At 74.1% G+C, this 13,985-nt stretch carries 11 protein-coding genes; 4 read left to right on the forward strand and 7 right to left on the reverse strand.

Annotated features, from left to right (window positions below; genetic code table 11):
* The first annotated feature begins 32 nt into the window (after positions 1 to 32).
* Positions 33 to 1,535 (forward strand): acyltransferase family protein, encoded by a 1,503-nt coding sequence (locus tag ACQPYA_RS21845; RefSeq protein ID WP_433528954.1) that lies wholly within the window; start codon positions 33 to 35, stop codon positions 1,533 to 1,535.
* Here ACQPYA_RS21845 and ACQPYA_RS21850 read toward each other — a convergent pair.
* The 4 genes from ACQPYA_RS21850 to ACQPYA_RS21865 all read right to left on the reverse strand — a co-directional run bounded on the left by ACQPYA_RS21850 (position 1,507) and on the right by ACQPYA_RS21865 (position 5,999).
* Positions 1,507 to 2,991, reverse strand: a complete 1,485-nt coding sequence (locus ACQPYA_RS21850) for a CoA-acylating methylmalonate-semialdehyde dehydrogenase (RefSeq protein WP_433528955.1) — start codon at positions 2,989 to 2,991, stop codon at positions 1,507 to 1,509. The two genes, ACQPYA_RS21845 and ACQPYA_RS21850, sit on opposite strands and share 29 nt — an antisense overlap.
* Before the next feature lies 1 nt (position 2,992).
* Positions 2,993 to 4,294 (reverse strand): aspartate aminotransferase family protein, encoded by a 1,302-nt coding sequence (locus ACQPYA_RS21855; protein ID WP_433528956.1) that lies wholly within the window; start codon positions 4,292 to 4,294, stop codon positions 2,993 to 2,995.
* A gap of 103 nt (positions 4,295 to 4,397) precedes the next feature.
* Positions 4,398 to 5,129 (reverse strand): hypothetical protein, encoded by a 732-nt coding sequence (locus ACQPYA_RS21860; RefSeq protein WP_433528957.1) that lies wholly within the window; start codon positions 5,127 to 5,129, stop codon positions 4,398 to 4,400.
* Positions 5,130 to 5,141: 12 nt separating this feature from the next.
* Positions 5,142 to 5,999 (reverse strand): hypothetical protein, encoded by an 858-nt coding sequence (locus ACQPYA_RS21865; protein WP_433528958.1) that lies wholly within the window; start codon positions 5,997 to 5,999, stop codon positions 5,142 to 5,144.
* A 117-nt stretch (positions 6,000 to 6,116) separates the two neighbouring features.
* Here ACQPYA_RS21865 and ACQPYA_RS21870 point away from each other — a divergent pair, with 117 nt between their 5' ends.
* Positions 6,117 to 7,280, forward strand: coding sequence for a hypothetical protein (locus ACQPYA_RS21870; RefSeq protein WP_433528959.1), 1,164 nt, complete (start codon positions 6,117 to 6,119; stop codon positions 7,278 to 7,280).
* On the opposite strand, the gene murD is transcribed toward ACQPYA_RS21870, so the two are convergent.
* Entirely contained in the window at positions 7,205 to 8,554 is a 1,350-nt protein-coding gene (gene murD / locus ACQPYA_RS21875; protein WP_433528960.1) for a UDP-N-acetylmuramoyl-L-alanine--D-glutamate ligase, read from the reverse strand. The genes ACQPYA_RS21870 and murD overlap by 76 nt on opposite strands.
* An 89-nt stretch (positions 8,555 to 8,643) precedes the next feature.
* Here murD and ACQPYA_RS21880 point away from each other — a divergent pair, with 89 nt between their 5' ends.
* Positions 8,644 to 9,999, forward strand: coding sequence for a hypothetical protein (locus ACQPYA_RS21880; protein WP_433528961.1), 1,356 nt, complete (start codon positions 8,644 to 8,646; stop codon positions 9,997 to 9,999).
* Between the two features lie 183 nt (positions 10,000 to 10,182).
* Here the strand turns inward: ACQPYA_RS21880 and ACQPYA_RS21885 are convergent, their stop codons facing one another.
* Complete coding sequence (locus ACQPYA_RS21885; protein ID WP_433528962.1) at positions 10,183 to 12,093, reverse strand: PucR family transcriptional regulator; 1,911 nt, start codon at positions 12,091 to 12,093, stop codon at positions 10,183 to 10,185.
* A 41-nt stretch (positions 12,094 to 12,134) separates the two neighbouring features.
* Entirely contained in the window at positions 12,135 to 13,010 is an 876-nt protein-coding gene (locus tag ACQPYA_RS21890) for a TrmH family RNA methyltransferase (RefSeq protein ID WP_433528963.1), read from the reverse strand.
* Between the two features lie 42 nt (positions 13,011 to 13,052).
* Here ACQPYA_RS21890 and ACQPYA_RS21895 point away from each other — a divergent pair, with 42 nt between their 5' ends.
* Positions 13,053 to 13,739, forward strand: coding sequence for a helix-turn-helix domain-containing protein (locus ACQPYA_RS21895; RefSeq protein WP_433528964.1), 687 nt, complete (start codon positions 13,053 to 13,055; stop codon positions 13,737 to 13,739).
* Positions 13,740 to 13,985: the final 246 nt, after the last annotated feature.

Genomic DNA, 13,985 nt, shown 5'->3' on the forward strand with positions numbered 1-13,985 from the left:
GGCCGCCACCGCCGTTGACATACGCTCGGGCCATGCGCCGTCTGGCCCGACTCGCCGCACGGACTCCGGCCGACCGCGAACGCTACCTTGACCTGCTCCGGGGGCTGGCCATCATCATGGTCGTCCTCGGCCACTGGACGATCGCCACCATCTACCACAACGATCGCGGCCAGCCCGACGGCCACTCGGCGCTGCCCGAAATTCCCTGGGCCTATCCGCTGACCTGGGCCGTACAGGTCATGCCGCTGTTCTTTCTGGTCGGTGGGTACGCCAATGCCGCCTCGCTCGCCGCGCATCGCCGCCGGGGCGGCGACGCGACCGGCTGGCTGCTCGGCCGCAGTGCCCGGTTGCTGCGCCCGACCACCGCGCTGGTGCTGGTGCTCGCCGGCGGGGCGTTCGTCGGCCGGCTGGCCGGCGTCGATCCGAGCATGGTCCGGACCGTCGTCTGGTTCGCCACCATCCCGCTCTGGTTCCTCGCCGCCTACTTCGCGGTGGTGCCGCTGACCCCGCCGATGTACGCGCTGCACCGCCGCTTCGGGCTGGCGGCGCCGGTGGCCCTGGCGCTCCTGGTGGCCGTCGGCGACCTGGGCCGCGGGCTCGGCCCGGACTGGGTGGCCCTGCCCAACTACCTGCTCGGTTGGCTCGCCATCCACCAGCTCGGCTTCGCCTGGTACGACGCCCGCCAGGGCGACTGCCGACACGACCGCCGCCGGCACGACGCCCGGCAGGGCCACCGCCCTCCCGACCGCACTCCGGCCGGTGGCCGTGCCGGGATCCGCACCCGCTGCCTGCCCATGTCCCGCCCGGCGGCCCTCACGATGGTCGCCGCTGGGCTCACCGTGGCCGTGCTGCTCACCGGGCCCGGCCCCTACCCGGTCAACATGATCAGTCTGCCCGGCGAGCGGCTGGCCAACGCCGCCCCGCCGAGCGTGGCGCTGCTCGCCGTGGCCACCGCCCAGCTCGGGGTGATCCTGCTGCTGCGCGAGCGGGCCGAGCGCTGGCTGCGCCGCAGCCGCCCCTGGCAGGCGGTGATCGCCGTCAACTCGGTGGTGCTGACCGTCTTCCTCTGGCAGCTGAGCGCGGTGGTGCTGCTGGTGGGCGCGCTCAACGGGCTTGGCGTGCTACCCACCCCGGCAGCCGGCTCGGCGGCCTGGCTGGCCTGGCGGCTGCCCTGGGTGCTGATGCTGGCCGTGGTGCTGGCCGGGCTGGTCGCTGTCTTCGGCCCGATCGAGGCCCGCACCGGCCGGTCCATCGCGAACCGCCGGCCGGAGCACGCCGGCCGGGGTCCCGCAGGAGGGCACGGCGGGACCGGCCGCCCGCGGGGAGACGGGCGGCCGGCCGGCCGGTGGGCGGGTGTCCGTGGCGTGCTGACCGTCGCCGGCTTCGCCGCCGTCGTGTTCGCCATGGCGGCCAACAGCGCGACCGCGAAAACGGCGCCCGAGCCGCTCGGGCTGCCCGTCGCGGCGCTGCTGGCGTACCTGGCCGGGGCGGGCACCCTGCGCGTGCTCAGGTCTGGGTGGGGAAGCCGAGGTTGACCCCGCCGTGGCGCGGATCCAGCCACCGGCTGGTGACCACCTTGCCCCGGGTGAAGAACGCGACACCGTCGGCGCCGTGCGCGTGCAGGTCGCCGAAGAGCGACGACTTCCAGCCGCCGAACGAGTAGTAGGCCATCGGCACCGGGATCGGCACGTTGACGCCGACCATGCCGACCTCCGCCTCGTGCTGGAAGCGCCGGGCGGCCCCACCGTCGTTGGTGAAGATCGCCGTGCCGTTGCCGTACGGGCTGGCGTTGACCAGCGCCACCGCCTCGTCGTACGAGCCGACCCGGAGCACCGAGAGCACCGGTCCGAAGATCTCGTCGGTGTAGATCGACATCTCCGGGGTGACGTGGTCGAAGAGGGTCGGGCCGAGCCAGAACCCCTCCGGGTCGCCATCCGGCCGCACGCCGCGGCCGTCCACCACCGGCAGCGCGCCGGCGGCCACCCCCGCCTCGACGTACCCGCGCACCCGGGCCGCGTGTGCGGCGGTGACCAGCGGACCCATGTCGCAGCCGCGCCGCCCGTCGCCGGTGCGCAGCCCGGCCACCCGCTGCGCGATCCGGGCCACCAGCTCGTCGGCGACCGGCTCGACAGCGACCAGCGCCGAGATCGCCATGCACCGCTCCCCCGCCGAGCCGAACCCGGCGTTGACCGCCGCGTCGGCGGCCAGATCCAGGTCGGCGTCGGGGAGCACCACCATGTGGTTCTTCGCCCCGCCGAGCGCCTGCACCCGCTTGCCGGCCATCGTGCCGCGCTGGTAGACGTACCGGGCGACCGGCGTGGAGCCGACGAACGAGACCGCCTTCACCGCCGGGTGCTCCAGCAACGCGTCGACCGCCTCCTTGTCGCCGTTCACCACGTTCAGCACCCCGTCGGGCAGGCCCGCCTCGGCGAACCACTCGGCCAGCAGCAGCGCTGCGCTCGGGTCCTTCTCGCTCGGCTTGAGCACCACGGCGTTGCCGGCGGCCACCGCCACCGGGACGAACCAGAGCGGCACCATCACCGGGAAGTTGAACGGGCTGATCACCGCGACCACCCCGAGCGGCTGCCGCAGGCTGTACGAGTCGACCTCGGTGGAGACGTTCTCGCTGAAGCCGCCGCGCAGCGCCGAGGGGATGCCGCAGGCGTACTCGATGACCTCCAGCCCGCGCTGCACCTCGCCGGCAGCGTCGGCGAGCACCTTGCCGTGCTCGGCGGTGATCACCTCGGCGAGCTGGTCGCGGCGGGCGTGCACCAGCTCGCGGAAGGCGAACAGCACCGCCGTCCGCCTCGCCAGCGACGCGTCCCGCCAGCCACGCGCCGCGCGCTCGGCGGCCTCCACCGCAGCCGCGACATCCGCGGCCGAGGCCAGCTCCACCTCACCGGTACGCCGGCCGGTGGCCGGATCGAAGACGTCCCCGTGCCGCCCGGAGGTGCCGCTGACCCGCTTGCCGTCCACAAAATGCCCGATCACGTCAGATCACCTCGGTTGCGCAGGAGCGGATCGCGTCGACCAGGATGGCCAGGCCCTCCCGGGCCTCCTCCTCGGTCAGGGTCAGCGGCGGGCCCATCCGCAGCACGTTGCCGTACAGGCCGCCCTTGCCGGCGAGCAGGCCGCCGGCCCGGCACGCCTCGAAGACGCGGGTGGTCAGCGCCGGGTCGGGTTCGGCGGTGCCCGGCCGGACGAACTCGACGCCGAGCATCAGGCCCTTGCCGCGTACCTCGGCGACGCAGTCGAGCCCGGCCACGGCGGCGCGCAGGCCGTCGGCGAGGATCGCGCCGGTGCGGGCCGCGTTCGCCTGCAGGTCGTGGTCGAGCAGGTAGTCCAGGACGGCGTTGCCGGCGGCGGTGGAGATCGGGTTGCCGCCGAAGGTGGAGAAGCTGATCGCCGGCACCGACTCCAGCACGTCGGCCCGGCCGACGACGCCGGCCAGGGCGAACCCGTTGCCGATGCCCTTGGCGAAGGTGAGCAGGTCCGGGGTGACGCCGTGCGCCTGGTAGCCCCAGAAGTGCTCGCCGGTCCGCCCCCAGCCGGTCTGCACCTCGTCGGAGATGAACAGGATGCCGGACTCGTCGAGCACCTTCTTCCAGGCGGCGAAGAGGCCGTCCGGTGGGTGCACGAAACCGCCGACGCCCTGGATCGGCTCGGCGATCAGGCAGGCCACCTCGCCGGCGGTCTGGGTGGCCAGCACCTCGCGCAGGTCCTCCACCGCCGCGTCGACCTGCTCGTCGGCGCCGAGCCGGGCGAGCAGGCCGCGGAGCCGCTCGCCGGAGTGCAGCCAGGCCACCTGGAGCGGGCTGAGCGCGCTCGCCGACCAGCTGCGGTTGCCGGTGATGCCCATCGCCGCGTACGACCGGCCGTGGTAGCTGTTGCGGACCGCGAGGATCTGGTGCGAGCGGCGGTAGTTGGTGGCCACCAGCAGCGCCGCCTCGTTCGCCTCGGTGCCGGAGTTGGTGAAGAAGACCCGGGCGTCCGGGATGCCGGAGAGCCGGGCCACCTTCTCGGCCAGCTCGACCTGCTGGCGGATCAGGTAGAGCGTCGAGGTGTGCACGATCCCGGTGGCCAGCTGCCGTTGCACCGCCTCGCGGATCTCGGCGATGTCGTAGCCGATCATGTTGGTCAGCACCCCGCCGAAGAAGTCCAGGTAGGTGCGGCCCTGCGCGTCGGTGACCCGGCGGCCCGCGCCGGAGACGAGTTCGATCGGCTCGGCGTAGTAGAGCGGCATCCAGGACGGGAGCACGGCCCGGTGCCGGGCCAGCAGGTCGTCGGAGGTCATCGTCGCACCCTTCGGTTCGCGGTACCCCGCACGCTTTCACCACCGTCGCTGCCCAAACAAGTGTCAACGTGTCGGGCGAGGGTGCGCCTGCGTTGACAGAACGTCAATGCTCGCCGCGCCAGCCGACGGGCAGGTGCAGTGCCGCCGAGACCAGGGCGAAGCCCGCCCAGCCGGTCGCGAGGCCGATCCCGACGGAGACGTCCTGGCCCAGGTGGACCCCGGCGAGGAAGCCGACCAGGGCGAGACTGTTGCGGGCGAAGTGCCGGCAGAACACCGGCAGTTCCCGTCGCACCTCGACCGCCACCAGCACCCCGGCGTACGGGAAGGTCACCACCAGCCCGCGCAGGAGTTGGCCGAGCAGCCCGGTCAGCACCGCTCCGGTGAGGATCAGCAGGAGCCGGCCCGCCGCCGGCAACCAGCCCGGCGCGCGCTGCGGACCGTCGGCGGCCGGCGTCGGGTCGCGCCCGGTGAAGCGGCGGCGCAGCACCAGCACGGCGAGCAGCCAGAGCGCCACGGTGCCGGCCAGGATGGGTACGAACGGCAGGGCGACCGGGCGCAGCGCCACCGCGAGCGCCAGGTAGCCGCCGATGCCGGCCAGGTCGGCCAGCAGGATCGGCCAGCACAGCCGGTGGTGCGTCAACGCCACGACGCCGAAGAACAGGTTGAGCCCGATCACCCCGACGACCTGTGCGCCGTCCACCCGGTAGCCGGTGACCAGCAGCGCCGCCGTCATCGGCAGCGGGAGGCCGGCGACAAAGGCCCGCCAGCGCACCGGACGGATCAGGGTCACCGCCCAGACGACCGCGGTCACCAGCAGCACGCCGTGCGCGGTCACGGGCGACGCCGGTCAGGTGTCGAAGGTCGCCAGCGCGGCGCACGCCTGGAAGGTGTCGCCGGCCCGGGCCACGTCGGCGGCGTTGACCGAGAACCGGTTCTCGTTGATCACCCCGTGCGCGCTCATCCCGGCCGTCCAGCAGGCCGTGCCGTCCCAGCGGATCAGGTTGACGTGCAGGTCGGCGGGGACCGCGACGGTGGGCAGCAGACCCACCCGCACCCCCGCCCGGCGCTGCGTCGCCACCAGTTCCGCCAGCTCGTCGGTGCGCTCGGTGTAGGTGAAGATCCGGGTGATCCGCACCCCACGGGCCAGCGCCGCCAGGTTCTCCGCCCAGTACTGGCGGCCGATGTCGCTGCGCCACCAGTCGAGCCGGGGCAGCACGTTGGTCAGCCCCTGCAACTCGCGTACGCAGTCCCGGGTCGCGGCGAGCATGTCCTGGTAGTCGGTGCCGGGCCGGACGACGCGTCCCTGCCGCAGGTGGGCGAGGTCGGCCTGGAGGCGCTCGAACCGGCGCTGGGCCTCCTCGGCCACCCGGGTACCCGGGTGGCGATCGACCGCCTCCTGGGCGGCGGCGGCCAGCTCCGGGACGGCCTGCACCAGCCAGGGCGGACCGGCCAGCAGCGTCCGCAGGTGGAACCGGCGCTCGGCACGGGCCAGCGAATCCACCAGCAGCGAGATCGTGATGCCCATCAGACCGGCCAGCAGCGACTCCACCCCGCTAGCCGCGCCGGTCAGGTCGAGCGTGACGGAGAGCGAGATCGACAGCGCGATGCCGATCAACGCGATCGGGTCGGTGTGTGCCATCAACCGGACGAAGCCGACCGGGGGGCCGAGCCGGTCCTTCCGTACTCGACGCAGCGGCTGGACCATCGACCACCTCCTGTCTCCGCTGCCGTCAGGGTACGACCCACCGGCCACGGAGCGACCACGACGACCTGCCGGCGCGGTCCGGCCCGCGCCGGGCCGGCGGCCGGTACGATCCGAGCCGTGCCCGAGCGTCCCGTCCCACCGCCCGGGTCCCCCGGTCCGAGCGCGCCACCGCCCGCCGCACCACCGGACGTCACCGGCCCGGCCGGACCGCCGCCGACCACCGCACCGCCGGTCCCCGTCGTACCGTTGCCGAACACCGCGCCCGGCGGCGTCGACGCGATCCGCGACGGCATCGCCCGCTGGGTCGGCAGCGGGTGGCTGCGGGAGTTGGTGGCCTGCTTCGGCGGCCGTTGGCCGGCCGGCGACCTCGGTGCGGTGCTGGCCGGGTTGGACGAGTTCTCCGCCCGGCACTGGGACTTCCGGGCCGGCCGGGAACGACCCGAGGCCCGGGAACCCGACCTCGACCCGCGCACCGTGGCGCAGGTGCACGCCGCCGCGGGCGCGCTCGGCCTGGTCCGGCCGCAACCACCGGCCCGCGCCGGGTACGCGCACCTGGTGGTGCTGGGCGGGCTGGCCCACGCCTGCCTGCGCCGCACGGCGTACGCCGCGCACCTGCTCCGCGGCATCAAGGTCACCGGCGAGGTGGTGCTGCTGGGCAGCTACCGGCCGCTCTCGGATCGGGAACGGCACACGCTCGCCGACGCCGGTGTGACCGGCTGCGACACCGAGGTCGACGTGCTCGACGCGGCGGTCCGGCGCACGTTCGGGCTCGGTGCGCCGGACGACGAGGACGGCCTGGACGCCGGCCACCCGCACCACTCCTGGTCGTCCCGGACCTACCGCCCGGCCGGGCGGCCTCCGCTGCACGTGCTGGCCGCCCCGTCGAGCGAACCCGAGCGGCGTCGCGCGCACACCGCCGACACCCAGCGGTTCTGGGCCGGGCACGCCCGGCTCACGGCCGGCGAGCCGGTGTTGCTGGTCACCGCGCCGATCTACGTGCCGTTCCAGCACTGCGACGCGCTGCGCACCCTCGCCGTGCCGTACGGCTGCGAGATCGAGACGGTCGGCGTCGACCCCGCGCTGCCCGACCTGACCCGGCTGCCGGAGCCGACCCTCACCCCCGGCCGCTACCTCCAGGAGATCCGCTCGGCCCTCCGCTCGATGCGCGCCCTGCACGCCGCCCTCGCCGAGGGCCGGGCTTTCCGTCAGGCGGGGGCGGTGCTGCGGACGGCCTCGGCGAAGACCTCGGAGCGGTGCTCGAAGTTGCGGAAGCGGCCGTAGCTCGGGGCTGCCGGCGAGAGCAGCACCACGCCACCGGCCGGGGTGACCCGTCGGGCCAGCTGCACGGCGTCGGTCAGGTCGTCGACCAGTTCGGTGCGCACCTTCGGCAGCCCGTCCAGCACCCCGACGATGCGGGGGCCGCTGTCCGGGATGCCGATCACGGTGAGTTCCCGTTCGGCCAGGTGATCACGCAGCGGGGTGTAGTCGACGCCCCGGTCGTTGCCGCCGACGATCACGGTCAACGGCCGCCCGTCGTACGCGTCGATGGCGTGCATGGCCGCGTACGGGCTGGTGGCGAGGGTGTCGTCGACGAAGGTCAGGCCGGACGGGTCGGCGATCTCGGTCAGCCGGTGGGCCAGCCCCTGGAATCCGGCGACCGCCACGGCCAGCGTGTCCTTGCGGTCGACCAGGTCCACGCCGAGCGCGTCGAGCACCGCGAGGGCCACGCAGAGGTTGCCCTCGTTGTGCCGGCCGACCAGCGGCAGCACCGCCCGGGGGAAGAGTGGCCGGTCGACCCGGTGGAACCAGGGCGTGCCGTCCGGCCCGGCGGCCACGTTCACCGAGTCGGCGGTGCCGGCGCGTACCGCCGCCCGGTCGCCCAGCTCGAACGCCAGCCGTGGGTCGGCGCCGTTGACGACCACCGTGCGCGGGCCGTACGCGAGCAGGTTGAGCTTGTCCCGGTAGTACTCCCGCTCGCCGCCGTGCGCGTCCAGGTGCTCGGGAAAGAGCGCGGTGACGACCGCGACCCGGGGCGAGTCGGTCAGGTCGCTGCACTGGTAGCTGGAGAGCTCCAGCACGTACAGCTCGGCCTCGGGCAGGTCGAGCGTTGGCACCCCGATGTTGCCGCCGAAGACGTTCGGCCGGTCCACCGCGGCCAGCAGATGGCTGATCAGGCTCGACGTGGTGCTCTTGCCCTTGCTGCCGGTCACCCCGACGGTGCGGTCCCCGTGGTCGGCCATCCAGAGCGAGGTGCCCTGGGTGACCGTGGCGCCCCGGCGGCGCAGCTCCACCAGCCACGGATGGGTCTGCGGCACGCCCGGCGAGCGGACCACCACGTCGGCGGCGGCCAACCGCTCGAAGCCCTCCTCGCCGGTGACCAGCGGAGCGGCCTCGGCCAGCGGCCCGTCCCAGGGCAGCGAAAGGAAGTTGGCGCTGTCGTCGACCGCGACGAGGTCGGCCGGGCCGTGCGCGGCGATCGCGATCACCGCGGCTCGCCCCTCCCGGCCGGCCCCCCAGACGGCCACGGTACGTCCGCGCAGGTCAGACAGGCGCACAGGTTCTCCTCGGGTGCGGCGACGGCAGGGCACGGGCGCGGTCCGGCGGAGCCGGACACGGCCGGACGAACCAGGGCCTAGTATGGCGTGTGCCCAAGACGCAGCTCCGGCGGATGGACGCCTTCACCTTCCCGTCCTACTCCTTCGACCTCTCCACCGGGGAGGTGTTGTTCGACTACGCCCTGACCGGTCCCGACGGCGAGCAGCGGTTCACCGAGGTGATCACGCTGCCGGTGCCCGAGGAGTCGCCCTCGGACGCCGCCGTGGCCGCCCTCGGCCGGGTGCTGGAGCTGCTGCACGTCGTGGCCGGGGTCAGCTACTACAAGACCGCCGCGCCGGGGCAGCTGGTGCTGCCGGCGCCGCTCGGCCCGGCCGCCGCCGAGTTCGTCACGGCCGTCTACACCCGGGGCCTCGCCGAGTACGCGTACCGCAACCAGCTGCCGCACGTGCTGGAACTGACCCCGCAGGTCCCGGCCGGCCGGGTCAGGCCCGCCAGCGAGTACGACAACTCCGGCCGTCGCCCGCTCTCGGCGGTCGGCGGCGGCAAGGACTCGATCGTCAGCCTGGAGGCGCTGCGCCGGGCCGGCCTCGACCCGGTGCCCTTCTCGGTCAACCCGAACCACGTGATCAACGCGGTGAACGCGGCCTCCGGGCTCGCCCCGCTCGCCGCCCGGCGGCGCATCGACCCGGTGCTGTTCGAGCTGAACGCGGCCGGTGCCCGCAACGGGCACATCCCGGTCACCGCGATCAACTCGCTGATCGCGGTCGCCACCGCGGTGCTGCACGGGCTCGGCCCGGTGGTGATGTCGAACGAGCGCTCGGCCTCCGACCCGAACCTGATCTGGAACGGCCACGAGATCAACCACCAGTGGTCCAAGGGAGTGGAGGCCGAGGGGCTGCTGCGGGCCGCCCTCGCGGAGCACGGCGGGCTCACCGAGCCGTACTTCTCCCTGCTGCGCCCGCTGTCGGAGCTGCACATCGCCCGGCTCTTCGCCACCATCGACCGCTACGACGACGTGGTGACCAGTTGCAACGCGGCATTCAAGCTCCGCGACGCCAGCGAGCGGTGGTGCCGGGACTGCCCCAAGTGCCGGTTCGTCTTCCTGGCCCTGGCCCCGTTCATGCCCCGCGAGCGGATCACCCACATCTTCGGCGGCGACCTGCTCGCCGACTCCACCCAGATTCCCGGCTACCGGGAGCTGCTCGGCGTGGACGGGCACAAGCCGTTCGAGTGCGTCGGCGAGGTGGAGGAGTCGGTGGTGGCGCTGAGCCTGCTCGCCGAGCAGCCCGACTGGCGGGACGCTCCGGTCGTCCGCGCCCTGGTCGCCGCCGTCCCCGACCCCGCCTGGTCCACCGCCGCCACCTCCGACGCCTTCACCCCCGGCGGCGGCCCCAACTACGTCCCACCCACCTACACCAAGGCCCTACACTCCCTCACCACCTAACGCCCCGCCCCGCCCCGCCCCGCCCCGCCCCGCCCCGCCCCGCCCCGCCCCGCCCCAACGATCATGGACTTGTGGTGGGCGTGATGCGCCCCTATATGGCTTTTGTGAGGCACCACAACTGCATGATCGGCGCGGACGGGGGGTGGGGGCGCGCGTGGGGTGGGGAGTGGGGGTGGGCAGTGGTTAGGGGGTGCGGATGGCGTCTAGGGCGAGGAGGGCTACGTGGAGGGAGAGGCAGGCGTCGACGGAGTCGAGGTCGACGTCGAGGATGCGGCCGATGCGGGCCAGCCGCTCGTAGAAGGCCGGCCGGGACAGGTGCGCCTCGGCAGCCGCCGCCGACTTGTTCCGGCCCTGCTCAAGGTACGCGCGCAGGGTGCCGAGCAGCTGCTCACGCGGATGCCGGGCGTCGTACGCCAGCAGCGCCCCCAGCTCCCGCTCGACGAAGGTCTGTAGGCGCGGCTCGTCGCGCAGCAGGTGCAGCAGGCCGGCGAGCCCGACGTGCGGCAGCCGGAAGATCGGCAGGTCCCGCCGGTCCCGGCGGGCCGCCTCGGCGACCTGGCGGGCCTCGATCAGCGACCGTCCCGCCTCCCGTAGGCTGCCCACCCCGGACCCGGCCGCGATGATCAGCCCGCCGGCCGACCGGCCCGGCTCGGATCCCCGCGCACCGCCGGCCGACCGGCCCGATGCCGGGTCAGGCTGCCGGGACTCGGGACGGGTCCGGCGCAGTGCGGCGGCGAAGGCGTTCAACGCCCGTTCCTCTGCCGCCGCGCCGGGGAGTGCCAGCAGCACGCCGACCGCGTGGTCGTCGACGGCGCTGGTCAGCCCGGTCACGTTCGCCTCGTGCAGCGCCTGCCCCACCGCCTCGGCGAGGTCCCGCAGCCGGGCCGGCCCGGGGTCGCCGCCGGCCGGCCCGGAATCGCCGCCGACACCGGGCTCGGCGGCCGGCCCGCTCTCCGGGTCGTCGGCCCGGTGCCGGACCACCACCCCGACCAGGTGACGGCGCTCCAGCACCAGCCCCAGCGCCCGGGCCCGCAGCGCCACCTCGTCCACCGGCCGGGAGCGGTCCAGCAGCGCGGTGAGCAGGGTGCGGTGGATCTGCCGTTCCAGCCCCTCGGCATCACGGCGGATCAGCCGGCCCAGCGCCAGGGTCGAGGCGGCCCGCTCGACCAGGATGGTCAGCCGGGTCGGCGGCCCCGCCGAGGCCGGCCGGGCCGGGCCCGGGTCACCGCCGTCGGGCCGGCGCGCCACCCGCGCCGGGCCGCCGCCATCGAGCGAGCGCACCACCGGCGGCGGCTCGGCGGCATCGGGCCAGCGCACCGGCGGGTCACTTCCGGCGGGCCAGCGCACCGGGCTCAGGTCACCTGCGGCGGGCCAGCGCAGCAGCAGCCGGCCCCAGTCCTCGCCCCGGGCACCGACCATGGTCACCAGCCAGCCGCTGTCCGGGTCGTACGCGGTGCGGCCGGCCGGCCGGATCCGCCGGGAGTGCTGCTCCCAGCCGTCGAGCAGCAACTCCGCGTTCTCCCCCGCCGGGTCGTACGCGAGCACCTGGCGGGCCAGGTTCTCCAGCACCACCGGGCAGCCGGACAGCTCGGCGGCCTGCCGGACCACCTCCCCTGGGTCGGCGCCCTCCACGGAGAGCTCGGTGAACCGCTGGTGGATCTCCTCGGTGGCGCGCAACTCGGTGAGCTGGGCGTCCACGATCAGCGCGTGCACCGCCTCGGTGATCCGGACGAACGGGGCCGCCCGGCGCAGCTCCACCAGCGGCAAACCGTGCCGCTCGGCGGCGGCGGCCATCACCCGCGGCACCCCGGTCAGGTAGCGGCGGCCCAGCTCGACCACCAGCCCGGAGACGCCGACGCCGGCCAGGTCGCCGATGAAGGCCCGCAGCCCGGCGTCGTCGCCGGGCAACCCGATGCCGGTGGTGAGCACCAGCTCGCCGCCGCCGAGCAGGGTGGCGATGTCCGGCACCTCGGCGACGTGCACCCAGCGCACCGGACGGTCCAGCCCGGTCTCCCCGGCGACCAGGCGCGGGGCGCCGTGGCGGACCGGGTCCAGGGCAAGGACCTCACGGACGGTGGGAAACACGGGCGACACGGTACCCGCAGGTCATTGCGAACCTCGACCAACGGGCCGGGCTACCCCGGATCGTCGCGCCCCAGCTCCCAGCAGGCCACGGCGGTGGCGGCGGCGACGTTGAGCGAGTCGACGCCGCGCCGCATCGGGATCACCACCCGGACGTCGCTGGCCGCCATGGCCGCCGGGGTCAGTCCGGCGCCCTCGGCGCCGAGGAGCAGCGCGGCGCGGGCCCGCTGGGCCGGGTCGAGCCGCTGGATGGGGACCGCGTCCGGTGCCGGGGTCATCGCCAGCACGGTGAAGCCGGCGGCCCGCACCTGCGCCAGCGCCGTCGGCCAGGGCTCCAGTTTCGCGTACGGCACGGCGAAGACCTCACCCATGCTGACCCGTACGCTGCGCCGGTAGAGCGGGTCGGCGCAGGTCGGCGAGAGCAGCACCGCGTCCACCCCGAGCGCGGCGACCGCCCGGAAAATCGCGCCCAGGTTGGTGTGGTTGTTCACGTCCTCCAGGATCACCACCCGGCGGGCGGTGGCCAGCACCTCGGCGGCGGAGGGCAGCGGCCGACGCCGGAACGAGGCGAGCACGCCCCGGTGCACGTGGAAGCCGGTGGCCTCGCGCAGCACGTCGGGGGTGGCCGCGTACACCGGGGCGGCGCCGGTGTCCAGGTCGGCGAGCTGGTCGACCCGCTTGGCGTCGACCAGGTACGACCGGGCCGGGTAGCCGGCCCGCAGCGCCCGGCGCAGCACCAGCTCCCCCTCGGCGATGAAGAGGCCGTGCGGCGGCTCCCAGCGGGTCCGCAGCTCCACGTCGGTCAGCGCGCGGTAGTCGGCGATCCGCTGGTCGTCGGGATCGGTGATCAGGTGGACGGGCACCCGCCGATTCTGCCCGATTCGGGGATCATGGCCTCGCCGCCCCGGACGCAGCGTCCCGCGCTTCACAACTACACTCGCTGGGCGGTAGTGTTCTGTGACAATGAGCGCTTGGGAAAGGTCGGCGTGGGCGAGAGCGGTGCTTCAGCCGAGTGGGTCCGAGTCGGCGACCGCATCCGGGTCGCCCGCGAGGCGGCCAAGCTGAGCGTCCGGGAGCTCGCCCGGCGCGTGGACGTGTCGTCCAGCCATGTCTCCCAGGTCGAGCGGGGCCTGGCCTCGTTCAGCGTCCGGGCGCTCTACAACGTGGTGAGTGTGCTGGGCATCTCCATGGACAGCCTCTTCGAGGAGGCACCGGCGGGCCCGGACCAGCCACCGGCGAGCGCCCCGGGCCGGGCACCGGCGGCAGCGGTCGGGCCGCTGGACGACGGCGGCATCGTGCTGCGTCGCGCCACCCGCCCCACCATCGCGCTGACCGGCGGCACCCGGTGGGAACGGTTGACCCCGAGACCCGAGGTGGGCGCCGAGTTCATCGAGGTGGTGTATCCCCCGAACCCGCAGGCCACGCCGCCGCCGAAGGACTTCATCCGGCATTCCAGCCGGGAGTACGGCATCGTGGTCCAGGGTGCCCTGACGGTGCAGGTGGGCTTCGACCAGACGGTGCTGCACACCGGTGATTCCATCGCCTTCGACTCGCACATCCCGCATCGCTTCTGGAACGCCACCGCCGACGAGGTACGGGCGATCTGGTTCATCCAGGACGACCCGCGCGGCGGCGAGAGTAACCACGCGCACGACTGAGCGCCCCATCGGGCCATACCGGGCTGGCTGATCGGCCGACGCTGCGCGCCCGATTCATCCCACCGACTGCCCCTCTGTGTCCACTAGTAGTGGACGACGAGTCGGCAATATCGGGAAATGACCGGCTACGCTAGCAACCGACACAGCTCACTGCGCGGCCACATGTAACAGCTCTGTAACCTTCGCCACCTCCTACTTCCTACGCGCTTTCTCGGTATTTACGCTCCCCAGCACAGCGCTCTGTGA

Origin of the sequence: Micromonospora sp. CA-263727 (assembly GCF_050942455.1) — a bacterium.
Taxonomy (GTDB): domain Bacteria; phylum Actinomycetota; class Actinomycetes; order Mycobacteriales; family Micromonosporaceae; genus Micromonospora.

What these genes read in the sequence shown, in the direction of transcription:
- ACQPYA_RS21865 (WP_433528958.1), bottom strand. Translation starts at nt 5,999, where the DNA reads ATGGTCCAGCCGCTGCGTCGAGTACGGAAGGACCGGCTCGGCCCCCCG.
- ACQPYA_RS21845 (WP_433528954.1), top strand. Translation starts at nt 33, where the DNA reads ATGCGCCGTCTGGCCCGACTCGCCGCACGGACTCCGGCCGACCGCGAA.
- ACQPYA_RS21855 (WP_433528956.1), bottom strand. Translation starts at nt 4,294, where the DNA reads ATGACCTCCGACGACCTGCTGGCCCGGCACCGGGCCGTGCTCCCGTCC.